Annotated in this window: 19 protein-coding genes; 2 read left to right on the top strand and 17 right to left on the bottom strand. The window is 67.2% G+C overall.

Annotated elements, in window-relative coordinates:
• Positions 1-116: 116 nt before the first annotated feature.
• The 5 genes from tatC to ACP59X_RS07780 form a co-directional block, all read right to left on the bottom strand.
• Positions 117-950, bottom strand: a complete 834-nt coding sequence (gene tatC / locus ACP59X_RS07760; protein WP_428569830.1) for a twin-arginine translocase subunit TatC — start codon at positions 948-950, stop codon at positions 117-119.
• 700 nt (positions 951-1,650) lie between these two features.
• Positions 1,651-2,352 carry a hypothetical protein gene (locus tag ACP59X_RS07765; RefSeq protein ID WP_428567375.1) on the bottom strand — a complete coding sequence of 234 codons (702 nt, stop codon included), beginning with the start codon at positions 2,350-2,352 and terminating at the stop codon, positions 1,651-1,653.
• 208 nt (positions 2,353-2,560) lie between these two features.
• On the bottom strand, positions 2,561-4,453 hold the full coding sequence (locus ACP59X_RS07770; protein ID WP_428567378.1) for a potassium transporter Kup: 1,893 nt from the start codon (positions 4,451-4,453) through the stop codon (positions 2,561-2,563).
• A 169-nt stretch (positions 4,454-4,622) separates the two neighbouring features.
• Complete coding sequence (locus ACP59X_RS07775) at positions 4,623-5,345, bottom strand: EI24 domain-containing protein (RefSeq protein ID WP_428567381.1); 723 nt, start codon at positions 5,343-5,345, stop codon at positions 4,623-4,625.
• Positions 5,346-5,519: 174 nt separating this feature from the next.
• Positions 5,520-5,846: a hypothetical protein gene (locus tag ACP59X_RS07780; RefSeq protein ID WP_428567384.1), complete on the bottom strand. Its 327-nt coding sequence runs from the start codon at positions 5,844-5,846 to the stop codon at positions 5,520-5,522.
• Between the two features lie 212 nt (positions 5,847-6,058).
• On the opposite strand from ACP59X_RS07780, the gene ACP59X_RS07785 reads away from it, so the two are divergent.
• Positions 6,059-6,583 (top strand): hypothetical protein, encoded by a 525-nt coding sequence (locus tag ACP59X_RS07785; protein WP_428567386.1) that lies wholly within the window; start codon positions 6,059-6,061, stop codon positions 6,581-6,583.
• Positions 6,580-7,959, top strand: a complete 1,380-nt coding sequence (locus ACP59X_RS07790) for a trypsin-like peptidase domain-containing protein (protein ID WP_428567389.1) — start codon at positions 6,580-6,582, stop codon at positions 7,957-7,959. The genes ACP59X_RS07785 and ACP59X_RS07790 overlap by 4 nt, the downstream gene beginning before the upstream one ends.
• Before the next feature lie 365 nt (positions 7,960-8,324).
• On the opposite strand, the gene ACP59X_RS07795 is transcribed toward ACP59X_RS07790, so the two are convergent.
• The 12 genes from ACP59X_RS07795 to ACP59X_RS07850 form a co-directional block, all read right to left on the bottom strand.
• The gene (locus ACP59X_RS07795; RefSeq protein WP_428567392.1) at positions 8,325-9,806 is read right to left on the bottom strand and encodes an outer membrane homotrimeric porin; all 1,482 of its coding nucleotides are present in this window, start codon (positions 9,804-9,806) and stop codon (positions 8,325-8,327) included.
• Positions 9,807-10,059: 253 nt separating this feature from the next.
• Entirely contained in the window at positions 10,060-11,520 is a 1,461-nt protein-coding gene (locus ACP59X_RS07800) for an outer membrane homotrimeric porin (protein ID WP_428567395.1), read from the bottom strand.
• A 328-nt stretch (positions 11,521-11,848) separates the two neighbouring features.
• Positions 11,849-13,264 (bottom strand): outer membrane homotrimeric porin, encoded by a 1,416-nt coding sequence (locus ACP59X_RS07805; RefSeq protein ID WP_428567398.1) that lies wholly within the window; start codon positions 13,262-13,264, stop codon positions 11,849-11,851.
• Between the two features lie 234 nt (positions 13,265-13,498).
• Positions 13,499-14,974: an outer membrane homotrimeric porin gene (locus ACP59X_RS07810; protein WP_428567401.1), complete on the bottom strand. Its 1,476-nt coding sequence runs from the start codon at positions 14,972-14,974 to the stop codon at positions 13,499-13,501.
• Between the two features lie 189 nt (positions 14,975-15,163).
• Entirely contained in the window at positions 15,164-16,858 is a 1,695-nt protein-coding gene (recJ, locus tag ACP59X_RS07815) for a single-stranded-DNA-specific exonuclease RecJ (RefSeq protein WP_428567405.1), read from the bottom strand.
• Between the two features lie 56 nt (positions 16,859-16,914).
• Complete coding sequence (locus ACP59X_RS07820) at positions 16,915-17,775, bottom strand: HDOD domain-containing protein (RefSeq protein WP_428567409.1); 861 nt, start codon at positions 17,773-17,775, stop codon at positions 16,915-16,917.
• A complete protein-coding gene (locus tag ACP59X_RS07825; protein WP_428567412.1) occupies positions 17,772-18,623 on the bottom strand; it encodes a tetratricopeptide repeat protein in 852 nt (283 codons plus the stop codon). Before ACP59X_RS07825 ends, ACP59X_RS07820 begins: the two co-directional genes overlap by 4 nt.
• Before the next feature lie 85 nt (positions 18,624-18,708).
• Positions 18,709-19,338: a guanylate kinase gene (gmk, locus tag ACP59X_RS07830; protein WP_428567414.1), complete on the bottom strand. Its 630-nt coding sequence runs from the start codon at positions 19,336-19,338 to the stop codon at positions 18,709-18,711.
• Positions 19,328-19,588 (bottom strand): DUF370 domain-containing protein, encoded by a 261-nt coding sequence (locus ACP59X_RS07835; RefSeq protein ID WP_428567417.1) that lies wholly within the window; start codon positions 19,586-19,588, stop codon positions 19,328-19,330. Before ACP59X_RS07835 ends, gmk begins: the two co-directional genes overlap by 11 nt.
• A 39-nt stretch (positions 19,589-19,627) precedes the next feature.
• Positions 19,628-20,509: a YicC/YloC family endoribonuclease gene (locus tag ACP59X_RS07840; protein WP_428567420.1), complete on the bottom strand. Its 882-nt coding sequence runs from the start codon at positions 20,507-20,509 to the stop codon at positions 19,628-19,630.
• Positions 20,494-21,072: a DUF4416 family protein gene (locus tag ACP59X_RS07845; protein ID WP_428567423.1), complete on the bottom strand. Its 579-nt coding sequence runs from the start codon at positions 21,070-21,072 to the stop codon at positions 20,494-20,496. The genes ACP59X_RS07840 and ACP59X_RS07845 overlap by 16 nt, the downstream gene beginning before the upstream one ends.
• The gene (locus ACP59X_RS07850) at positions 21,069-22,379 is read right to left on the bottom strand and encodes a MiaB/RimO family radical SAM methylthiotransferase (protein ID WP_428567426.1); all 1,311 of its coding nucleotides are present in this window, start codon (positions 22,377-22,379) and stop codon (positions 21,069-21,071) included. The genes ACP59X_RS07845 and ACP59X_RS07850 overlap by 4 nt, the downstream gene beginning before the upstream one ends.

Below are 22,379 nucleotides of genomic sequence, written 5' to 3' on the forward strand. Positions count from 1 at the left end.
CGTTCCCTGGGCGTCCCAAGGACCGGGCCGCATCCCCCAACCCATGGCGGATATTGGGGAATGCGGCCGCATGCGGGGCGCGGGCCCTGCCCCTGCCCACGGGAGCGGGATTGCCGCTAGCCGGCCCGGGATTCGGTGTCGGATGGGGTGGCCTCGGCCGTCGGCTGAGCGGCGGCGGTGTCGCCCGGCGCTTTTTTCGCGGCTTCCTCCGCTTCCTTGGCCGCCTTCTCTTCCTTGCGGGACTTGTCCACGAACCAGGATACCCAGATGCCGATCTCGTACAGAACGACCATGGGGCCGGCCATGAGCAGCTGGTTTATGGCGTCGGGCGTGGGCGTGAGCAGGGCGGCCACGATGAAGCTCAGCAAGATGGCCCAGCGCCGGAACTTGCGCAGGGTCTTGGTGGTCACCAGGCCCAAGCTCGTCATGAAGAAGATGAAGACCGGCAGTTCGAAGATGAGGCCGAAGGCGAACAGCAGCGTGACGGCCAGGGAAAAATAGGCGCTGATCGTCGGCATGACCGTGATGTAGTCGGCGGCGTAGTCGACGAAGAACTTGAAGCCGAAGGGAAAGACGATGAAATAGCCGAACAGCGCGCCGCCAACGAAGCACACGGCCGTGGCAACGGCGACGGGAACGATGATCTTGCGTTCTTCCTTATACAGCCCCGGCGCCACGAACTTCCACAATTGGTAGAAGATGTAGGGGCTGGCCACGAAGGCGCCCGCCACCAGGGCCAGTTTCATGACGGTGAAGAACGTTTCCGGCAGGCTGGTGGCGATGAGCTTGCTGCCGCCCGGCATGACGTCCATGAGGGGCTTGAGCAGGATGCCGAGCAGTTTTTCGGCAAAGGCGTAGCAGGCGGCGAAACCCACGCCCACGGCGATGAGGCAGCGTACCAGCCGGGTGCGCAGCTCGACGAGGTGCTCGAGCAGCGGCGCTTCCTTCATGTCGCCGGCCCCGGGGCCGGATGGTGGCGCAGGCGGCGGTGTCTGGGGGGGAGCGCCCGCATCGGCGACGGCCACGGCCTCGTCCGTGGACGGGGCGGCGCCCTGCGCCGGGCTAGCGTCCTGCGCCGAGGTAGCGTCCTGTGCCGAGGTAGCGTCCTGTGCCGGGGCAACGCCTTGCGCCGGGACAGCATCCTGTGCCGGCGCGGCATCCTGTGCCGGCGCGGCGTCCTGCGCTGGGGCAGCGTCTTGCGCCTGGCTAGCGTCCTGCGCCGGGGGAGCGTCTTGTGTCGGGGCAGCGTCCCCAGACCCGGCCGTCGCGTCGGTTGGCGTCGGGGCCTCGGCCCGGGGCTGGGCAGCCGTGTCGGCGTCCGCGGCTGCCGCCGGGGCGGCGTTCGCGGCGGCCGTGTCCGCATGCGCGGCGGTGGCGTCGGGGGTGGCGGGCGCCTGGGGGGCGTCTTCGGGCGTCAGGGCTTTTTTCTCGGGCGTATCGGTCATGCGCTCCTCGGGTGCCGGCGGCGGGAACTTACGGATAACGGCTTGTGCCGCGCCTTGCGGTTACGGCAGGAAGCGCCTCGGGTCAAGGGGCGGGCGGGAAATGGCTTTTCGCCGCAAGGCCGTGTCGGCGCCCGGTGTGGTCCCCGCGCCACGGCCTCCCTGCGGACGGGCCGGCCGTGGTGCGGGAAGGCGGGAAAGGGGAAGATTAGCTGCCGGTCGGTAACGGTGTTCCTCCGCTGCCGCTGCCGCTGCCGCTACCGCCGCTGCCGCTACCGCCGCTGCCGCCGCTGCCGCTACCGCCGCTGCCGCCGCTGCCGCCGCTGCCGCTACCGCCGCTGCTGCCGCTGCCGCTGCCGCTGCTACCGCCGCTGCCGTTGCCATCCGGGGGCGCGCTTTTCACCTTGTCCACGGCGGCCTGCTTGAGCCGGTCGATGATGGCGATGGTGAAGTCCTCGGAGTAGCCGGCGATGAAGCTCCAGAAGGCCAGCTTGGCCCATTCCTTGTAATCCAGGGCTGGGCAACGCAGGAAGTCGAGGATGACGCTTTGGGACTGGTCCGGATTCCCGGGAGTGAAGGTCGGAAAGAAGGCGCAGGATGCGATATTGGCAACGAATACCATATACAGGATGATTGCCAAACAGCCCCCGACCAGCGGCGTGATGCAAAGGCTTAGATTCGAGTTCTCCAGTTTATCCAATTCTTGGGGCGTCATCAGCTTGAGCCGCCTTTGCATACTGATGTAGCCGCCGAGAAAACCGAGGATAAAAACACAAATCGGCGTGGCGACGTAGAAAATATTCTGAAGGGCTACTATTTTGAGGAGGAGCAGGAAGATGCAGAAGGCAAAGCCGAATTGAATCAGGAGTTTTCGTGTTATTTTGTCAATGATTACCTGTGTCTCGCTCATGGTTCACCTGCCTTTTGAGTCTCCTCGTTGCGGTTGCGGCAAACGACAAAGGCGCACCGAATGGCAATGCCACGGTTTGCGCTCCAGGCGGAAGCGGGCAAAAATCGAATACGTACAATGCGTATACAAGATCCATTAGGAAAAGCAAAGACATCGGCCTGGGAAGGCCGCTGCTGGCAGAAATCTGGCGTGTGGGTGCCCGGGGGACTTACAGTTCGACCTGCACGCCCAGCTCCACCACGCGCCCCGGCGGCAGGCTGAAATAGGCCGTGGCCGGGCGGGCGTTGCGGGACATGAGCGCGAAAAGCGACTTGCGAAAGCCGGCCATCCTGGACTTGCCGGTGGTCAGCAGGCTCTCGCGGCCCAGGAAAAACGTGGTGTCGGCCGGCGGATCGATGGGGATGCCCGTCTCCCGGGCCCGGGCCATGATGTCCGGCACGTCGGGCGTCTCCATGAAGCCGTAGCGGGCCACGATCCGGAAAAAGCCCGAGCCCAGGTCCTGGATGTCCAGCCGGTCGTTTTCCGGCACCGTGGGGGTGTCGGCGGCGGTGATGGTCAGGATGACCACGCTTTCATGAAAGACCTTGTTGTGCTTGTAGTGGTGCAGCAAGGTCACAGGCGTGCCCTGGGGCGACAGGGACATGAAGACCGCCGTGCCGGGGACGCGGATGGGTTTGCGGGTGGCCACCTCCTGCAGGAAGGTCCGCAGCGGCACCGTGGCAGCCATGGACAGTTCGCGCAGGGCCTTGCGGCCGTCCTGCCAGGTGGCCATGGCCAGGACGACCAGGGCGGCGATGAAAAGGGTGAACCAGCCGCCGTCGGCGACCTTGAGCAGGTTGGCGCCGAAATAGGCCAGGTCGAAGGCGAGAAAGATCAAAAGCGGCGGCAGGCAGCGGGCCAGCCGCTGCTTCCAGGTCCAGTGGGCCACGAAGAAATAGAGGATGGAGGTGATACCCATGGTGGCCGTGACGGCGATGCCGTAGGCGGCGGCCAGGCGGCCGGATTCCTGGAAGGCCACGGTCAGGCCGATGCAGGCCCACATCAGGGCGAAATTGACCTCCGGAATGTAGATCTGGCCCTCCATGGCGCTGGAGGTGTGCACGATGCGAAGCCTGGGGCAGCAGCCGAGCTGGATGGCCTGGCGGGTCAGGGAAAAGACGCCGGAAATCAGCGCCTGGGAGGCGATGACCGTGGCCGCCGTGGACAGGGCGGCCATGGGGTAGAGCAGGGCGTCGGGCACCAGGCTGTAAAAGGGGTTGGGCGCGATGGACGGGTCGAGCAGCAGGCCGGCGCCCTGGCCGAAATAGTTGAGCACCAGGCACGGGAAGACGATGACGAGCCAGGAGATCTGGATGGGCCGGCGGCCGAAATGCCCCAGGTCGGCGTAGAGGGCCTCGCCGCCGGTGATGCACAGGACCACGGCGCCAAGCACCACCATGCCGTGCAGGTGGTTGCGCTGGAAAAACTCCACGGCGTGCCAGGGGTTGATGGCGCCGAGGACCTGCGGGGCGAGCAATATCTCCTTGACCCCGAGCACGGCCAGCACGGAAAACCAGACCAGCATCACCGGGCCGAAAACCTTGCCGATGCCGTGGGTGCCCCGGCGCTGGACCATGAACAGGCAAAACAGGATCAGGCAGGTGATGGGCACGACCAGGGGCTCGGCGGCGCTGGTGGCCACGTTGAGGCCCTCCACGGCGGACAGCACCGAGATGGCCGGGGTGATGACGCCGTCGCCGTAGAGCAGCCCCGCGCCGATGAGCCCCAGAAAGGCCAGGGTCGCCCGGACGTGGCGATGGCCCCGGTCCTTGGGCAGCAGCTCGATGAGGGCGAAGATGCCGCCCTCTCCCCGGTTGTCGGCGGCGGTGATGAAAAGCACGTACTTGATGGTGATGACCATGGTCAGCGACCAGAAGATCAGCGACAGCACGCCCAGGATGTTTTCCGGGGTCACGGCGATGGCGTGCATGCCGTGGAAGCATTCCTTGATGGCGTACAGCGGGCTCGTGCCGATGTCGCCGTAGACCACGCCCAGGGCGCCGAAGGACAGGGCGACGGTATGGGACAGGGATTTGGAGCCGGGCTGCGCGTGGGAGGTCATGCGGCGGGGCTCCGGGGGATGCCGTCGCGGACGTGAACGGGGCGTTGCGCCATGGGGCGGAGGTCCTTTCGCCGACGGGCTGCCACCGGCGGATTGTGTCGGGCGTGCCCGGACCTATAGCCGAAAAGCGGCCGCGCGATAGCGACGGTCGGAAGTTGTTACGAAAATGTCATCCGTTGCCGGGGCGGCCGAAGGTGTCCAGGTAGAGCAAGGTCGCGCCGCAAATGGCGAAGGGAAAAAGGACAATGTTGAGAACCGGGACGAGGAGGGGCAGCCCGAAGCCGAGCAGGGTCAGGGGATGGGCGGCGGCCCGGCGCAAACGGACCGCGAAACGGGGCTCGTCGCGGCCAAAGGCGAAATCCAGGAAGTCGAAGGCGAGCAGGGCCGCGGCCACAAGCGGTGCCAACAGTTGGCCGACCACCGGCACGAAGACGAGCAGCACCGGCAGCGCGGCCACGAAAACGGCCTTTTTGAGTTCCTCGGCCATGATGCGCCACCAGACCGGGGAGGCGTCGGGGACGGCCCCGCCCCGGGCCCGGGCGAGCATGCGCCCGGCAATGCCGTCGTAGACGGGCGAGGCCAGGATGTTGGCCGTGACCATGAACAGGAAATACATCAGGACCACGGACAGCAGGTACAGCAGGTACTTGGCCACATGGGCGTAGAGCCAGTAGAGCGCCCCGAGGAAACCGCCCGCGCCGGCGGCCTCGGGCGACCAGGCCAGGGCCGTCAGGCGGTCGCCGGAAGCCGCAAGCAACCCGAAACCGGCGGCGTACAAAACGAGGGTCAGCCCGAAGGGTACGGCGACCAGCAGCAGATAGCCCTTGTGGGCCAGGGCGAAACGGATGCCCCGGACATGGGCGGCCAGGGCCTTGGGAAAGGCGGTGAGCATGGTGGTCCTCCGCTTTGGGCCGGGACCCGAGGCGCCGGGCGGACGGCGCTCGGCGGGCCGGAACGGCCTCGTGTCAGGTGGGCCAAAGGCCTGTCGTCGGCACACCGAGGCGACAGGCCTGGATGGCGGTACCCCTTGGGCCGATGGTACAACGGCCGCTTCGGGGACGCGACACTAATCGGGTTCCCTGTCGGCGAGGTGATCGTCCCGGGCCGGTTCGGCCGGGAGTGTGAGGCCCGGCGCCGCCGGCGCGGGGGCGAGTTTGGCGAAACTGCCATGGCAGCCTTCGGCCTCGTCGTCCCGGGCCGGCTCGATGCGGGTCACCGTGAAGGGGACGGACAGGGCGGCCATGTCCACATGCTTCTTGGCTTCCTTGGAGGCATGGGCTTCGTTGAAGGCGGAGACGACGACATATTCGGTTTCCGAAACGTCTTTTTTGGGACGAAACCAACGGGTCGGCGCGAAATCCTTGGTGGCGAAATACACGCGAAATTTTTGCATGCTGCGAAATCTCCAAAAAACCAACCCTCGAAAACAACGGTCCTGCCGGGCCGCCTGGCGGTATCGGTGAGGGCGGAGTCGGTGACATTACGTGAAGGCCGGCACGGCGGCAAGGCCTTTCCGGGGCCTGTTCCGGGGGCCGGCCGGGTTGACCTTTCGAGTCGGCTGGTTCAGTCAACGGGTAACAGCCCTTTGGGCCTTGGGAGGTCCGCATGCCCCGTGTTTCCCTGAGGCTGCTCCTGGCCGCCGTGCTCCTGGCCGCCGCCCAGGCGCCGGCCACGGCCCTGGCCGGTGATCCGAGCCAAGAACTCTTCACCGCCAAGCGCCTGGCCTGCGCCTTCACCCACGGCGTCAACGCCGGCTTCAACCCCCAGGGCGGGGTCAGCATCAAACCGCCGCTGGACCCCAACACCCCGGGGCTGACCATCGACATCATCGACCGGACCCAGAAAAAGGTCATCCTGGAAGAGGATGCGCGGGATACGCCCGGCGTTTTCAACGAGAGCGCGACCGGCCTCAATGTCGTGGCCCGCTATCCCGACGGCGGCATGGTCATGGTCACGGTGTTTCCCGTCTATTCCGGCGCATCGGACAATTTCCTCATGGTCGCCTCCCACCACGAAGCCGGGACCATGCCCAAGATACGGCAGCGCTACGGCCTGTGCCGCCTGGCCGAAGCGCCGCCGCCGCCGCTCGCGCCGGCGCCGGCGCCGGCGGCCAAAAAAGGCCATCCGTGAGGCGGCTGCCGGGAAAAGGGCTGGCCTGGCCGACGGTTGCCCTGGTGCTGCTGCTTGTCGGCGGCCCCTCCCTGGCCCGGGCGGATTACGACGCGGCCCTTGCGGCCTACGGCCGCGGCGACGATGCGGCCGCCTTGCGGGAACTGACCCCCCTGGTCCGGGCCGGCAGCCCCTCGGCCCTGGGCCTGCTGGGGCTCATGCGCGAAACCGGCCGGGGCGGCCCTCGGGACACGGCCGAAGCCGCCCGGCTCTACCGCCGGGCGGCCGACGGCGGCAATGTCCCGGCCCTTGTCGCCCTGGCCGCGCTGACGCTTCGCGGCGACGGCGTGCCCCAAAGCGATGTCCGGGCCGGGGAACTGCTGTCCCGGGCGGCACAGAAGGGCTCGGCCAAGGCCCTGTACCTGCTCGGGGCCATGCGCCTGGACAACCGGGGCGGGCCGGCCGCCGACGCGCCCCGCTATCTGCGCCAGGCCGTGGCGGCCGGGTCGGCCGAGGCCGCCGTGACCCTGGGGGAGCTGCTCCTGGCCGGGCGGCTGGTCCCCCGCGATCCGGCCGAGGCCTACCGGTTGGCCCTGCAGGCCAAGCCAGCCGGTGCGGAGGCGGCGGTGTTGCGCCCCCGCCTGGACGCCCTGGCCGCGGCGGCCAAAAGCCGGCTCGATCCCACCGTGGCCCTGGCCATCGCCGCCAAGGCCGGCAAAGGGGCCGACGGCCAAACGGCGCCCAAGGAAATCCAGCCCGGCCATATGGCCACGGGCACGGGGTTCGTGGTCAGCCGGGTCGGCCATGTGCTGACCTGCGCCCACGTGGTGGCGGATTGCGGCCGCATCGTGGCCCGGGTCGGCGGCAAGGGCATGGCCGCCCGGCTGGCCCGGCTGGACCGGCAAAACGATCTGGCCCTGCTCGTGCTGGCCGTACCGCAACCGCGTGCCCTGGCCTTTCGGGAAGGCGACGGCATTGGCGAGGGCGAGGCGGTGTACGCCGTCGGCTACCCGGGGCGGGCGGCCCTGAGCGGCCAACTGCACGTGACCGCCGGGCGGACCCGGACCCTGGCCGCCGATGCCGGCCCGCGTGGCGACCAGGCCGTCACGGCGGCGGTATTTCCGGGCAACAGCGGCGGCCCGCTCCTGGACGCCTCGGGCCATGTGTCCGGCGTGGTTTCGGCCCGGCGCAATACGGCCCGGTTCCGGGAGCGGCTGGGCGACGCCCCGGCGGAAATGGGCTTTGTCGTGCCCCTGGCCGCGGTCAAGGCCTTTTTGTCCCGGGGGCAGACGCCCACCACCAGCGCACCGGCCGGCCGCGTCCTGGACGCCGGGGCAGTGGAAGCGCTGGCCTCGGGCACGGTCCTGCCGCTCTACTGCCTGCCGGCGGAACGCTAAGGCTGCCCCCAAATAACTGCCTGTAGTTCTTGAGTATAACATGGCAGTATAATGTTTTTTTTCAAAAACACCGACGTATTCTTCAAAAGTGCGCCAACGAGGCAGCCAGCCTCACCGGCCCCGCCCCTTCCTGTCCGGGCATGGTCGCTGGGGGGACCCGTGGCGGCGGTTGGCCCGCCTGCGCCCCCGACGTCGTGCGCCCGGTTGCGTCCTCCCTGCGGGCAGAGCGGCTAGCCGCCACGCCACGTACTTTCCGCCGCAATCCCGTCGGCGGCGTATTGCGGGTCGCACCGGGCGATGGCCCAATAAAAAAAGGCCGGGACCCGAAGGTCCCGGCCCTGCGCCGGCGGTACCGGAAAACCGCTTTAGAACTTGTAGGTCAGGCCGAAGGCCACCTTCCAGGCGTCGCCGGAACGGGACTTCTCAGCCAAGCGATGGCCCCAGACGCTGGTCTGGTACTGGCCGTGAGCCCAGCCGGTCTCGAGGACGGCGGCCAGGTTCTCGTAGATCATGTACTTGGTGTCGAAGTTCACGCCCATGGCGAACTCGTTGCTGGTCAGGTCGCGGCCCATCACGAAGTAGGGGTTGCTGCCCATGGTCGTGTTGAGGACGCGGATGGCCGACGGGTTGTTGTTGCCGTGGATGTAGGTGTAGGTCAGGCGGTGGGTCAGCTTTTCGATGAACGACATGTTGTCCAGCGAAGCGCCGATGCCGTAAGCGCCGACCGGGTTCATACCCATGTTGGAGTTCTTGGCCAGTTCCTGGCTGTCGTCAAACAGGAAGCTCGCACCCGGACCCCAGTTGGGGCGCAGCTGGGGCATGCGCTCGGAACCGTTGCGGTTGGAATGATCCTCGCCGGTGGACCACCAGCCGAAGATCTTGGGGGTCATGACGTCCCAGCCGGTGTACTCGACGCCGAGGTCGATGAACCAGCCTTCGCGCTTGCTCTTCTTGCGGTCGGCCTGGGCGCCGGCGCCGTAGATCACGTCGGCATAGAACTTGACCGGGTCAAGGGCGGTGACTTCAAACGCGCCGCCGGCCCACCAGTACAGGTTCTGGTCGTTCTTCCACAGGGCCGGGGACATGAAGGTGCCGCCGGAAACCAGGTTTTCGGCGTAGCTGCCGGAGCTGAAGGTCGAGGCGCCGGTGGTGAAGTAGCCGGCGTTCTTGCCGGCCACGGCCATCACGCCCCAGGGCGTGGCCTTGAAGCCGTTGAGGGTGATGGGCAGGGCCAGGAAGTAGGCGTCGAGCTCATCGGCCACCTGGGTGGTGGTGGTGTCGTAGGTGCGGTTGGTGTCGATGAGTCGACCGAAACCGGCCAACAGGCCCAGGGTGTTGTCGATCAGGGGAGCGTTGATGGTCAGGGCGGCGATACGGTCGCCACCGAAGACCGGGTTGCCGTAGAACATCTTGCTGATGGGCAGGTCGATGTCCTGGAGGCCGGCGGTGATTTCGAAGTCGCAGCCGGGCCACTTGAACTGCAGGAAGGCCTGGTAGACGGCGATGGCCACCTCGGGGTTGGCGGCGGTCAGGGTGCCGTGACCCCAGGTGTCTTCCACCTTGATGCCCAGGCGGAACTTCACGGCCTCGTTGGCCACGAAGTCGGTGCGCAGACGGAAGCGCTCCCAGATTTCGAAGCGGTCTTCGGTCTTTTTGCCAGCTCCGGACCAGGTCGGGGTGTTGGAGGTCCAAGAGGCGTTGTTCCAGCCGGTGTAGTTGTGCTGGGCGAAGAAGACACCGTAGACGCGGGCGTCTCCGGTCATCTTCACCTCGGTGGCCGCCTGGGCGCTGGCGAAGGCGCCGAGGGCGAACACCGCGACCAGAGCGATGGTCAGAATGCGTTTCATGTTCCTTCCTCCAAAATTGCGGGTGTTGCCGGTAACCGTTGGCGCACGTGGCCGTCATCGGGAGGGCGAATCCCGCGAGGCCACGGTTTGTCCCTTACATCGGGGTGGGGGATCGGACAAGACAGGATGTGTATATTTTGTATACAAAAGTACAAAATATTTGACATGTTGCAACGATGTAATTTCTTACAAAAAAACAAGGCCGGAATCGTACGATTCCGGCCTTCGCGCCAGGGGAAAAAGGGACGTCGTCTTAGAACTTGTAGGTCAGGCCGAAGGCGACCTTCCAGGCGTCGCCATTGCGGGACTGGCTGACCAGGCGGTGGCCCCAGACGCTCTGCTGGAACTGACCGTGGGCCCAACCGGTCTCGATGACGGCGGCCAGGTTTTCGTAGATCATGTACTTGTTGTCGAAGTTCACGCCAAGCACGTGCTCGTTGACCGTCAAGTCGCGACCCATGGTGAAGTAGGGGTTGCTGCCGAGCAGGTCGTTCAGGTAGCGGATGGCCTTGGCGCTGTTGGTGCCCTGGACGTAGGTGAAGGTCAGGCGGTGGGTCAGCTTTTCGATGAACGAGATGTTGTTCAGCGAAGCGCCGAGGCCCCAGTTGCCGACGGGAGCCACGCCCATGTTGCCTTCCTTGGCCAGATCCTGCGAATCGTCGAACAGGAAGCTGTTGCCCGGACCCCAGTTGGGGCGCACCATCGGCATACGCTCGGAACCGTTGCGGGTGGAACCGTCTTCACCGGTGGACCACCAGCCGAAGACCTGCGGAGTCAGCACGTCCCAGCCGGTGTACTCGATGCCGAGGTCGATGAACCAGCCTTCGCGCTTGCTCTTCTTGCGGTCGGCCTGGGCGCCGGCGCCGTAGATCACGTCGGCGTAGAACTTGACCGGGTCGAGGGCGGTGACTTCGAAGGCGCCGCCGGCCCACCAGTAGGCGTTCTGGTCGTTCTTCCACAGAGCCGGGGTGGCGAAGGTGCCGGCGGAGATCAGGTTCTGCCCGAAGCCGGTGGTCCAGTAGTTGGCGTTGGCGCCAGCCACGCCGATCATGCCCCAAGGCGTGGCCTTGAAGCCGTTGAGGGTGATGGGCAGGGCCAGGAAGTAGGCGTCGAACTCGTCGGCCACCTGGGTGGTGGTGGTGTCGTAGGTGCGGTTGGTGTCGACGAGACGACCGAAGCCGGCCAGCAGGCCCAGGGTGTTGTCGATCAGGGGCGCGCTGATGGTCAGGGCGGCGATGCGGTCGCCGCCGAAGACCGGCGAGGCATAGAACAGCTTGGACTGGGGCAGGTCGATGTCCTGGAGACCAGCGGTCACCTCGACGTTGCAGTCCGGCAGCTTGAACTGCAGGAAGGCCTGGTAGACGGCGATGGCCACCTCGGGGTTGGCGGCGGTCAGGGTGCCGTGGCCCCAGGTGTCTTCCACCTTGATGCCCAGGCGGAACTTCACGGCCTCGTTGGCCACGAAGTCGGAGCGCAGCCGGAAGCGTTCCCAGATCTGGAAGCGGTCCTCGGTCTGGGTGCCGGCCTTTTTGAAGACGGTCGGGTTGTTCCCCGTCCAGGACGCAGTATTCCAGCCAGTGAAGTTATGGTTGGCGAAATAGACGCCGTAGATGCGGGCGTCACCGGTCATCTTGACTTCCGTGGCCGCGTTGGCCGAGGCGAAAGCCCCGAGCACGAAGGCGGCAATCAAAGCCAACACTGCGAAACGTTTCATTTCCTTCCTCCTGATAACGTCCTGTCCCCACAGGCGCGTGGTCGGGCTGGCGAACCCGAACATGAAAAGAATGTAGTAAATTACGAATTGGCAAGCAAGGCTTTTCGTACAAAAAATTCAACCGGCGGCCAAAAAGTATCCAGAAGGCCGGATTGAGGACATAATGACACATGTCCGTAACCGGACTGGCACCGGGGCGCCGGGGGGCTTGCCGGCCATGGAGCGGCCGACGGGCAAGGGGCCGGCCATGGAGCGGCCGACGGAAGAAAAAAGCCGGCCCTCCGTGGAGGGCCGGCTTTGGCGTCGCCAGGTGCCGGTTCGCAGGAAACTAGAACTTGTAGGTCAGGCCGAAGGCGACCTTCCAGGCGTCGCCGTCGCGGGACTTCGAGGCCAAACGGTGCCCCCAGACGCTGGACTGGAATTCGCCGTGGGACCAGCCGGTCTCGACGATGGCGGCCAGGTTTTCGTAGATCATGTACTTGGTGTCGAAGTTGAGGCCAAGCAGGTACTCGTCCTTGGTCAGGTCACGGCCCATGACGTAGTAGGAGTTGGTCCCCATGGTGTAGTTCAGGGCGCGGATGGACTTGGCGTTGTTGTTGCCGCGCAGGTAGGTGAAGGTCAGGATGTGGGACAGCTTCTCAACGAACGAGATGTTGTTGAGCGACAGGCCCAGGCCCCAGTTGCCCACCGGGTTGACACCCATGTTGGATTCCTTGCCCAGTTCCTGCGTATCGTCGAACAGGAAGCTGTTGCCCGGGCCCCAGTTGGGCACGATCTGGGGCAGGCGCTCGGAACCGTTGCGGTTGCTGCTGTCCTCGCCGGTGGACCACCAGCCGAAGAGTTGCGGGGTGAGCACGTCCCAGCCGGTGTACTCGACGCCGGCGTCGATGAACCAGCCCTGGCGCTTGGCCCACTTGCGGTCGTTTTCGGCGCCGGCGCCGTAGATCACGTCGCCGTAGAACTTGACCGGATCCAGGGCGGTGACTTCGAAGGTGGCGCCGGCCCACCAGTAGGCGTTCTGGTCGTTCTTCCAGCCGGCCTCGTAGGCGCCGCCGGAGACCAGGTAATCGAGGAAGCCGGCGTCGCCGTAGGCAGCGTCCTTGCCGGCCACGCCCACGACACCCCAAGGGGTGATGTTGAAGCCGGTGACCGTGATGGGCAGGGCCAGGATGTAGGCGTCGAACTCGTCGGCCACCTGGGTGGTCGTCTTATCGTAGGTGCGGTTGGTGTCGATCATCCGGGCGAAACCGGCGGTCACGGCCAGGGTGTCCTTGATCAGCGGTGCGTTGATGGTCAAAGCTGCGGCGCGATCGCCGCCAAACACCACCGAGTCGCTAAAAAACGAGTTGGTGGGGAAGGACAGGTCCTGGAGGCCGGCGGTCACCTCGACATCGCAATCCGGCATCTTGAACTGCAGGAAGGCCTGGTAGACGTCGATGGCCACGGTCGGGTTGGCGGCGGTCAGGGTGCCGTGACCCCAGGTGTCTTCCACCTTGATGCCCAGGCGGAACTTCACGGCCTCGTTGGCCACGAAGTCGGAGCGCAGGCGGAAGCGTTCCCAAATCTGGAAACGGTCCTCGGTCTGGGTGCCGTCGGTGGACCAGCCGGTGTAGTTGTGGTTGGCGAAATAGACGCCGTAGACACGGGCGTCACCGGTCATTTTGACTTCGGTGGCCGCCTGGGCGATGCCGGCCAGGCCCAGCATGAGGGCGACCAGCACGGTTAACTTTCCAAAACGTTTCATCTTCCTTCCTCCTTGTGCATCTCGAACCAGGTGCCTTGGCAACGCAGCCGTGGGTGGCGTCCCAGCGACCATTGCAGCCTATGTAATGAATTACAGAAATGCAATGAAAGAAGGGCAAGTTTTTTGAACCTCGGTAAAAATTTTTTTACGCCACAGCGCACCGCTGCCTGGACGGGCAAAAAAAAAGGCCGGGGTTCGAAAACCCCGGCCTTGGCCGTCGGCGGACAGGAAACGCTAGAACTTGTAGGTCAGGCCGAAGGCGACCTTGAGCGGATCGCCAGCGCGAGCGCGTTCAGCCAGGCGATGGCCCCAGACGCTGGTCTGGAACTGGCCATGCGCCCAACCGGCTTCGAGGATAGCGGCCAGATTTTCGTAAATCTGGTACTTGGTGTCGAAGCCGACGCTGATGATGTTCTCGTTGCTGGTCAGGTCACGCCCCATGGTGAAGTAGGGGTTGCTGCCCATGTAGGTGTTCAGGTAGCGGATGGCGGAGGCCGAGTTGTTGCCGCGCAGGTAGATGAAGCTCACCCGGTGGGACAGCTTCTCCATGAAGGAGATGTCGGCCAGGGCGGCGCCGATACCCATGGAACCGATGGGGTTGACACCGAGGTTGGCGTCCTTGCTCAGCTCCTGGGAGCTGTCGAACAGGAAGTTGCCGGCCGGACCCCAGTTGGACAGGATCGAGGGCATGCGCTCGGAACCGTTGCGGGTGGACTTGTCTTCACCGGTGGACCACCAGGCGAACACCTGCGGGGTCAGCACGTCCCAGCCGGTGTACTCGGCGCCAAGGTCGATGAACCAGCCATAGCGCTGATCCTTCTTGCGGTCGGTCTGGTTGCCGGCGCCGTAGACCACGTCGGCGTAGAACTTCACCGGGTCAAGCGCGGTCACTTCGAAGGTGCCGCCCGCCCACCAGTAGGCATTCTGGCTGTTGCGGAAGCCGACAGGGGCCGCGAAGGTGCCGGCGGAGAACAGGCTGTCGGCCATGGTCGAGTTGGGGCCGTAGGAACCGGCGGTGAAGTAGTTGGCGGACTTGCCGGCCACGGCGAGGGTACCCCAGGGGGTCGCCTTGAAGCCGGGCAGGGTGATGGGCAGGGCCAGGACGTAGGCATCCAGCTCATCGGCCACCTGGGTGGTGGTGGTGTCGTAGGTCCGGTTCTTGTCCAGCATGCGCGAGTAGGCCGCCATCACCGAGAAGTTCTCGTTGATGGGGGCGTTGATGACCAGGGCGGCGGCGCGGTCGCCACCGAACACCACGGAATCGCTGAAGAAGGCGTTAGCCGGCAGGGAGAAGTCCTGCAGGCCGGCGGACACTTCGATGTTGCAATCCGGCATCTTGAACTGCAGGAAGGCCTGGTACACGGCAATGGACACGGTCGGGTTGGCGGCGGTGAAGGTGCCATGACCCCAGGTGTCTTCCACCTTGATGCCCAGGCGGAACTTCACGGCCTCGTTGGCCACGAAGTCGGTGCGCAGACGGAAGCGTTCCCAGATCTGGAAACGGTCTTCGGTCTGTGTGCCAGCGCCGGTGTAGGCACCGGTGTTGTCGTCCCAGGAGCCCGTGCTCCAACCGGTGAAGTTATGGTTTTGGAAATAGTTGCCGTAGACGTACGCATCGCCGACCATCTTCACTTCGGTGGCGGCGGATGCGCTCAGGGCGGCGCCCAGAACCAGGGCGGCCGCGATGGCGAGCAAACCAAAACGTTTCATGAATCCTTCCTCCTTGAGCGTGGTCCGATCCATTGCCGAGCGGCCGTCAGGACGGAAACGGCTGGCGAAGCCATCCCGAGCCTGACATGCTGCACCTTATGCGATTGTTACGAAATCGAGCAAGGAGGAAGAATATGTTAACATGCTGAAATCGCAGGAGCTGAGATTACAGAATAGAAATGAAAGGGCTTAGGCTTCCCCAATGTCGCGCAGGCGCAGTTCGATTTCCGGGACACCGGAAAAGTACGACATTTTTGGCGTATAGGCCACGCGAACCGTGGTGCCGGTCGCACGCGCGCCGATTGTCTCGGCCATGCGCCAGGCCTTGCCCCGCAAGGTCACCCCGGCGGCGGTGTCGCGCAGGGAAACCGCCACGTGATTTTCGCCAAAAAAGCGCTGGGAAACCACCGCAACCGGCGGCGAGGCAAAAAGCGGCTCGGGGTTGCCGCAGCCAAACGGTTCGAGCAGGCCGATCTCGCGCACCAGCGTCGCCGTGACCGCCCCGAAGGACAGCTCCCCGTCCAGGGCCAGGGACGGCGGCGCCACCACCGGGCCGATGGCCCGGGCCGCCGCCGCGTCGAAGGCCGCAACCAGCCGGGGCAGGTCGCCCGGGACGATGGACAAGCCGGCCGCCTGGGCATGGCCGCCGAAGCTGGCCAGGACGTCGGCGATCTCCGTTAAAAGCCCGTGCAGGTCGCAGCCGGCGATGGACCGGCCCGAGCCCTTGAGCCGGCCCTTGGCCGCGTCCTCGGTCAGGATCAGGGTCGGCCGGTTGCGCCGCTCGGCCACCCGCGAGGCCACGATGCCGATGACCCCCTGGTGCCAGTGGGGGGCGAAAAGGGTCAGGCCGAAGCGGTCCGGGCAGGCCTCGGCCTGGGCCAGGGCTTCGGCCAGGATGGTGTCCTCCTCGGCCCGGCGGCGGGTGTTCTCGGCGTCCAGGGCGGCGGCCAGGGGCCGGGCCGTGTCCAGGTCCGGGGCCAGCAGCAGGGCCAGGGCGTCGTCGGGGCGGCCCATGCGGCCGGCGGCATTGAGGCGCGGGGCCAGGCCGAAGGTGATCTGGGAGGCGGTCAGCGCCGCCTTGGGATTGTGACCGCCCACTTCCTTGAGGGCGTGGATGCCCGGCCGGGGCGCCTCGGCCAAAAGCAGCATGCCGTTTTTGGCCAGGATGCGGTTTTGGCCGCCAAGGGGGACCACGTCGGCCAGGGTGCCCAGGGCCACCAGGTCGAGCAACCGGCGGACGTCGCAGGGCTGGCCGGGCAGGAGCCGGTTGACGGCGGCGGCCAGGAAAAAGGCCACGCCCACGCCGGCCAGATCCCAACCCGGCCCCGCGGCCAGTTTGGGGTCGACCACCACGTCGGCCGGCGGCAGCTCGGGCCCGGGCAGGTGGTGGTCGGTGACGATGACGTCCAGGCCCAGTTCCTTGGCCCGGGCCACCTCGGCCAGGCCGCCGATGCCGCAGTCCACGGTGACGAGCACCTCCGCTCCGGCCGCGGCCAGTTCCTCGATGCCGGCCAGGTTGAGGCCGTAGCCTTCGTCGGCCCGCACCGGCAGGCGCCACAGGGGTGTGTGGCCGCGCGCCCGCAAAAATTCCACCAGCACGGCCGTGCCCGTGATGCCGTCCACGTCGTAATCGCCCCACACGGCCACGGTCCTGCCGGCCGTCAGGGCCCGGGCGAGCAGTTCGGCCGCCGCCGCGAGCCCGGGAATGGCCGCCGGCGGCATGAGCCGGCGAAGCCCCGGGGAAAGGTAGGCGTCCATGGCCTCGGCCGTGGTCAGGCCGCGCCGGAAAAGCAGCCCGGCCACGGCCGGGGAAATGCCCAGGCCGTCGGCCAGGCCGTCGATGTTCGCGCCGGGTTGCGGCGGAAAGATCCAGGTTTTGCGCATGGGGGCTCCGTCGAGGGGAATGCTGTCCGGGCGTGGGCGGTTAGGCGGCCGGACGGTCAGGCCAGGGCGGCGGCTAAGGAGGCGACGTCGCGGCTGGCCAGGGCCGTTTCCACGGCCGAAAACGCCTCCTGCCGCGACAGGCGCAGCCCGTGGAGCAGGGGCGCCTGGGCGGCGACGCCCGGCTCCGGGTGGCCGGTCACCTCCCGGGCCAGGGCGTCGGCCAGGCCGAGCAGCCGGCAGGGCCGGGCATCGCCCGGGGCGGCCTGGGGGGCGTGGTGCCAGTTGACGGGTTCGGTCAGGCTGTCGGGCAGGTTCCAGGAGCGCAGGACCATGGCGCCGATGAGCCCGTGGTCCAGGCCCCAGTGGCGTTCCTCGGCCTCGTGCCAGGCAATGGCCTGGGCCTTGGCCAGGGCGGCCTGGGCCTGCCAGTCGCCCGGGCGGTAGAGGGCGGTGATGAGCTTGCCGAGGTCGTGGAGCAGCCCGGCGGTGAAGGCGTCGTCGGGCTCCATGACGCCGCTGGCCCGGGCCAGCCCCATGGCCGCGGCGGCCACGGCGGTCTGGTGTTCGAGGAATTCCCGCGGGGAGAATTCCGGGGGCAGCGGCCGCACGTCGGCCAGCCCCCGCATGCCCAGGGCCACCACCAGGGCCCGGACCTCGCGCAGGCCCAGCACGGCCACGGCCCGGGAGACCGTGCCCACCTGGGCCTGGAGCCCGTAATAGGCGGAGTTGGCCAGGGCCAGAAGGCGCGTGGTCAGGCCCTGGTCCTCGGCCACGGCCGCGGCGATGGCGTCGAGCGGCGAAAGGCCGTCGTCGCCCGTCAGGCGAAACAGCCGGGTCAGCAGGACCGGCGAGAAGGGCAGGTCGTTTTGGACCGCAGGCAGCGTCAGCAGGAAACGCTGACCGCTTTCCTGGCTCATGAGGGCGGGTCGTCCCCGGGGACGGCCGCCGCCTCGGGGGACTGGATGACCGGTCCCTTGGCCAGGCCCTTCTCCTCGAGAAAGGCGACGAACCGGCGCGATTCGGTGTGCTCGGGATTGAGCGCCAGGGCCTTTTGCAGGTATTCCATGGCCCGGGCATAGTCCTTTTTGTCGAAAAAGGCCCGGGCGATGTTGAACATCAGGTGGTCGTCGCGCACGGCCAGGGCCTCGGCCCGCTGGTAGTAGTCCAGGGCCTGGTCGAGCATCTTGTTTTTGCGCAGGTTCATGCCGAATTCGTTGAACAGGTGCTTGTGTTCCTTTTCGAAGGCGGCGTCGAGGCGCACCAGGCGCTGGAAGATGTCGTCGGCCTTGTTGGCCTCGCCCCGGTCGAGGTAGGTCAGGCCCAGGCCGAAGTTGGCCCGGATGTTTTCCTCGTCCACGGCCAGGGCCTGGCCGAATTCCAGTTCGGCGCTGAAGATCTCGCCTTTCTCCCGGTGCTTCTCGCCCTTCTGGATGACCATGTTGAGCTCGCGCAGGCGCGGGTAGACCGTGGAAATGTAGAATTCCGGCTCGGGCGAGAACTTGTCCAGCAACTCCTCGAGGGCGATGCGGCGCTTGGGCCCCGAGGGCACGTAGTTCTTGTTGAGGGGCTGAATCTCCAGGATATGCCCCTCGTCTTCCTCCACGAACCAGTACATCTTCTGGATGGTGCGCCGGGTGGTGGTGCCCGTGCCCACTTTCTGGATGGCCTGGGTGGAGAAAATGCCCTTGATCCGGTCGCGCTTGGCGAGGTCGTCGTCGGCCTTGGCGGCGGGGCGGCGCGGGGGGTGGCTGCTTTCTGGGCTCATGGCGATTGGCGTCGGACAGAGGTCCCTTTTTCCCAAAATAGCGGCAAACACGCGCCGGGTCAATGCCGCGGCCAGCCGGCCGGGTTCAGATGGCCGCCTCCCATTGGTGGAGGAGTTCGGGCAGCAGTTGGGGGTGGTAGCGCGGCCGGCGGCGCTCGGCCATGTACACGGCCCGCAGGTCGGCGTAGGCGGCTTCCAGGTCGTCGTTTTCCACCCAGTAGTCGAAAAGTGGCGCGTCGGCGATTTCCTTGGGCGCGGCGGCAAGCCTGCCCGCCACCACCTCGGGCGAATCCGTGCCCCGGCCGGACAGGCGGCGGGACAGCTCGGCCCGCGACGGCGGCAGGACGAACACATAGGCCCCGGCCCCCAGGCTCTGGCGCAGCTGGGCGGCACCCTGGACGTCGATGTCGAACAGCACGTCCCGGCCGGCGGCCAGGGCCTGGCGCACGGGTTCGACCGGCGTGCCGTAGAAGTTGCCGTAAACCTCGGCCCATTCGGCCAGCTTGCCGGTGCCGCGCCAGTCGAGGAAGGTCTGGCGGGTCAGGAAATGGTAGTCCACACCGTCGGCCTCGCCGGGGCGCGGGGCGCGGGTGGTGGCGGACACGGAGAACGATAGGCTGTCGAACTCGTTGCACAGCCGCCGCACGAGCGTGGACTTGCCCGTGCCCGACGGGGCGCAGACGACGAAAACAAGGCCCAGGCGTTTAGCCGGCATGGTCTTCCTCCTCGGCGACGAATCGGGCGCCCAGGGTTTCGGCCTGGATGCCCGACAGGATCACGTGGTTGGAATCGGTGATGATGATGGCGCGGGTCTTGCGGCCCTGGGTGGCGTCCACCAGGCGTTTGTCGGCCCGGGCCTCCTCGCGCAGGCGGCGCATGGGCGAGGAGGCCGGGTTGACGATGGCCGTGACGCGGGCGGCGGCCACGTAGTTGCCGAAACCGATGTTGAGCAGTCCCTGGCCCATGGCCTCCCCCTGCGCCCCTGGTACGGTTGGCGCGCGCCGTTACTCGAGGTTTTGCACCTGTTCGCGACATTTTTCCAGCTCGGCCTTGAAATCCACGACAAGCCGGCTGATCTCCAGGTTTTGCGCCTTGTTGCCGCAGGTGTTGATCTCGCGGAAGGCCTCCTGGACCAGGAAGTCGAGCTTTTTGCCGATCTCGCCGCCCTGGCGCAGCAGGCCTTCCAGCCGCTCCAGATGGCCGGCAAGCCTGGTGAGCTCCTCGGACACGTCGAGCTTGTCGGCCAGGATAGCCGTCTCCTGGAGCAGGCGGTCCTGGGTGGGTTCCAGGCCGACTTTTTCCAGCACGGCCGTGACCCGGGCCACCAGTTGGTCCATCTTTTCCGTCTTGACCGCCGGGGCGGCGGCCTCGATGGCCTCGCGCCAGCCCTTGAGGGTGGCCAGGCGGGCCAGCATGTCGGCCGCCAGGTCGCGGCCCTCGCGGGCCCGGGCGTCGTTGAAATCGGTCAGGGCCAGGCGCAGGCCGCGGCTTAAGTTGGCAAAAAGTTCCGGATCGGGCTCCACGGCCTCCTCGCGCCACAGATGGGACAGGGGCAGCAGGCGGTTGAGGTCCGGGACGTAGGGGATGGCGCGCGCGCGGGCCAGGGCTTCCAGCTCGTCGAGCATGGCCCCGGCCAGGCCGGCGTCCAGGCTGGCCTTCCACATGTCGGCGCGCTTGGGCGTAAATTCCAGGTGGACTTCCAGGCGGCCCCGGGCCACCTGCTCGCGCACCACCCGTTCCAGGGCCGATTCGCTGGGCCGCAGAAACAGGGGCAGGCGCCATTTCAGGTCGAGGAAACGGCTGTTGACGCCGCGGACTTCCCAGACCTGGGTGTAGGCATCGGACTCGATCAGGCTTTTTCCATAGCCGGTCATGCTTTTGGGCATGGAGGCTCCTTGGGTGGCGTGGCGTTGGCGGCGGCTTCCCGCAGATCCCGGCGGTAGCGGCATCGGATGTCGGTCAAAAGAGCCAGCATGTCCGGGGAGGCGTAGTCGGGAAACGTCCAGGGCAGGGTTTGCCAGGACCCCGCCTGAAAGACAAGGGTCAGGTCGCCGAAAATGCCCTGGCCCAGGTAGACGCGGTGGGTGAAGTTCTTGCCCGTGGCCAAAACCAGGCGTTCCTGGGTGAGCAGCCCCGGATCGAGGTTGCAGCGGCGACGGCCGTCCGGCCGGGCGAAACGGGCTTCCAGGGCGTTGGTGAACTGTTTGGCCGCGGCCAGCGCCCCCTGGGGGACCAGGCGGGCGAAGGCCAGCAGCCGCCGGGCCAGGGGCGTGCCCAGCTCTGCATCATAATAGGTGGTCCGGTCGAAGGGCAGGACGGGCGAGGCCCATTCGGCCGGGCCGAAACGTTCCTCCAGGCCGGCCACGGCCCCGGGCCACAGGTCCGGCAGGGCGGCCGAGAGCACCGAACAGACGAGCTTGGCCGGCAGGGGCTCGCGGGGCTCGCTCACGTCGCCGCCCCCGGCCCCAGGGCGGAAACGACCACCAGGGCGCCGTCGACCCCCACGGGCCGGGCCGCCACAATGGCCCCCAGCGGGGCGCCCGGGTCGGCCGTGAACCGGCAGTCGACGTACTGGCCGCAGGCCCCCACGGCCGGATCGCGCCGCTCCAGGGCCACCTCGAGGCGGGCCGTCCCGGCCAGGGCCCGAACGAACGCCTGGCTTTTTGCCTCGGCCAGCTCCCGCAACCGCCGGGCCCGCTCGGCCTGGACAGGCCGGGGCACCTGGCCGGGCAGGGCGGCGGCCGGGGTGCCGGGGCGGCGGGAATAAGGGAAGACGTGGGCGTAGGTCAGGGGGATGGCGGCCAGAAAATCGGCCGTGCGGCCGTAGGCAGCCTCGGATTCCCCGGGGAAGCCGGTGAGGATGTCGCAGCCCAGGGCCATGGCCGGCCATTCCCGACTCATTTTGTCCACAAAACGGGACAAGCGGTCGGCGTCGCCCGGGCGGCGGCCCATGGCGGCCAGGATCCCGGGATCGGCGCTTTGCAGGGAGATGTGCAGGTGCGGGCAGACATGGCGGCTTCGGGTCAGTACGGCCAAGCCTTCGTCGGTGAGCATGTCCGGGTCGAGCGACCCCAGGCGCAGCCTGGCCGGCCCCCCGGGCGCGGCGTTAAGGAGGCTGTCGAGGTCGCTGACCAGATCCCAGAAATTCAGGGCCGGTCGCAGGTCGCGGCCGTAGTGCCCGAGGTTGATGCCGGTCAGGCCGATCTCCCGGCGCCCGGCGGCCAGCAACCGGGCGGCCTCGTCGCGGATGTCGGGGAGGGGGCGCGAGACCGAGGGGCCTCGGGCCGCGGGCACGATGCAGTAGGAACAGCCGTGGGAACAGCCGTCCTGGACCTTGAGCAGGCCCCTGGCCCGGTCGTGGCCGGACAGGCGCAGGTCGGGGTAAACGTCCGGGGCGCGTGGGGCGGGGCTGTCCGGGCCCAGGGGATGGCGGGCGAGGTGGGCCTTGTCCGGCACGACCCGCGCGCCAAGGCCGGCCAGGGCGTCGGGGCTGATCACGGCGGCGCAGCCCGTGGCCACCACCCGGGCCGCCGCGCCGGCCTGCCGGACCAGGCCGCGCACGAGCCGCCGGCTTTCGGCCTCGGCCCGGGTCGTGACGGCGCAGGTGAAAAGCACGGCCAGGTCGGCCTGCTCCGGGGCCTCCACGCGGGTGAAGCCCTCCCGGCCCCAGGCTTCGGCCAGGGCCCGGCTCTCGTACTGGTTGACCTTGCAGCCGAGGCTGGCCAGGTAGAACCGCTTGGTGTGGGCATGTGGCAT

It is taken from the genome of Solidesulfovibrio sp. DCME (assembly GCF_049995385.1).
Lineage (GTDB): Bacteria > Desulfobacterota > Desulfovibrionia > Desulfovibrionales > Desulfovibrionaceae > Solidesulfovibrio.

Bases quoted from the DNA above. Each gene is read 5' to 3' on its own strand.
- tatC (WP_428569830.1), bottom strand. From the start codon at position 950: ATGAAGGAAGCGCCGCTGCTCGAGCACCTCGTCGAGCTGCGCACCCGG.
- ACP59X_RS07765 (WP_428567375.1), bottom strand. From the start codon at position 2,352: ATGAGCGAGACACAGGTAATCATTGACAAAATAACACGAAAACTCCTG.
- ACP59X_RS07770 (WP_428567378.1), bottom strand. From the start codon at position 4,453: ATGACCTCCCACGCGCAGCCCGGCTCCAAATCCCTGTCCCATACCGTC.
- ACP59X_RS07775 (WP_428567381.1), bottom strand. From the start codon at position 5,345: ATGCTCACCGCCTTTCCCAAGGCCCTGGCCGCCCATGTCCGGGGCATC.
- ACP59X_RS07780 (WP_428567384.1), bottom strand. From the start codon at position 5,846: ATGCAAAAATTTCGCGTGTATTTCGCCACCAAGGATTTCGCGCCGACC.
- ACP59X_RS07785 (WP_428567386.1), top strand. From the start codon at position 6,059: ATGCCCCGTGTTTCCCTGAGGCTGCTCCTGGCCGCCGTGCTCCTGGCC.
- ACP59X_RS07795 (WP_428567392.1), bottom strand. From the start codon at position 9,806: ATGAAACGCATTCTGACCATCGCTCTGGTCGCGGTGTTCGCCCTCGGC.
- ACP59X_RS07800 (WP_428567395.1), bottom strand. From the start codon at position 11,520: ATGAAACGTTTCGCAGTGTTGGCTTTGATTGCCGCCTTCGTGCTCGGG.
- ACP59X_RS07805 (WP_428567398.1), bottom strand. From the start codon at position 13,264: ATGAAACGTTTTGGAAAGTTAACCGTGCTGGTCGCCCTCATGCTGGGC.
- ACP59X_RS07810 (WP_428567401.1), bottom strand. From the start codon at position 14,974: ATGAAACGTTTTGGTTTGCTCGCCATCGCGGCCGCCCTGGTTCTGGGC.
- recJ (WP_428567405.1), bottom strand. From the start codon at position 16,858: ATGCGCAAAACCTGGATCTTTCCGCCGCAACCCGGCGCGAACATCGAC.
- ACP59X_RS07820 (WP_428567409.1), bottom strand. From the start codon at position 17,775: ATGAGCCAGGAAAGCGGTCAGCGTTTCCTGCTGACGCTGCCTGCGGTC.
- ACP59X_RS07825 (WP_428567412.1), bottom strand. From the start codon at position 18,623: ATGAGCCCAGAAAGCAGCCACCCCCCGCGCCGCCCCGCCGCCAAGGCC.
- gmk (WP_428567414.1), bottom strand. From the start codon at position 19,338: ATGCCGGCTAAACGCCTGGGCCTTGTTTTCGTCGTCTGCGCCCCGTCG.
- ACP59X_RS07835 (WP_428567417.1), bottom strand. From the start codon at position 19,588: ATGGGCCAGGGACTGCTCAACATCGGTTTCGGCAACTACGTGGCCGCC.
- ACP59X_RS07840 (WP_428567420.1), bottom strand. From the start codon at position 20,509: ATGCCCAAAAGCATGACCGGCTATGGAAAAAGCCTGATCGAGTCCGAT.
- ACP59X_RS07850 (WP_428567426.1), bottom strand. From the start codon at position 22,379: ATGCCACATGCCCACACCAAGCGGTTCTACCTGGCCAGCCTCGGCTGC.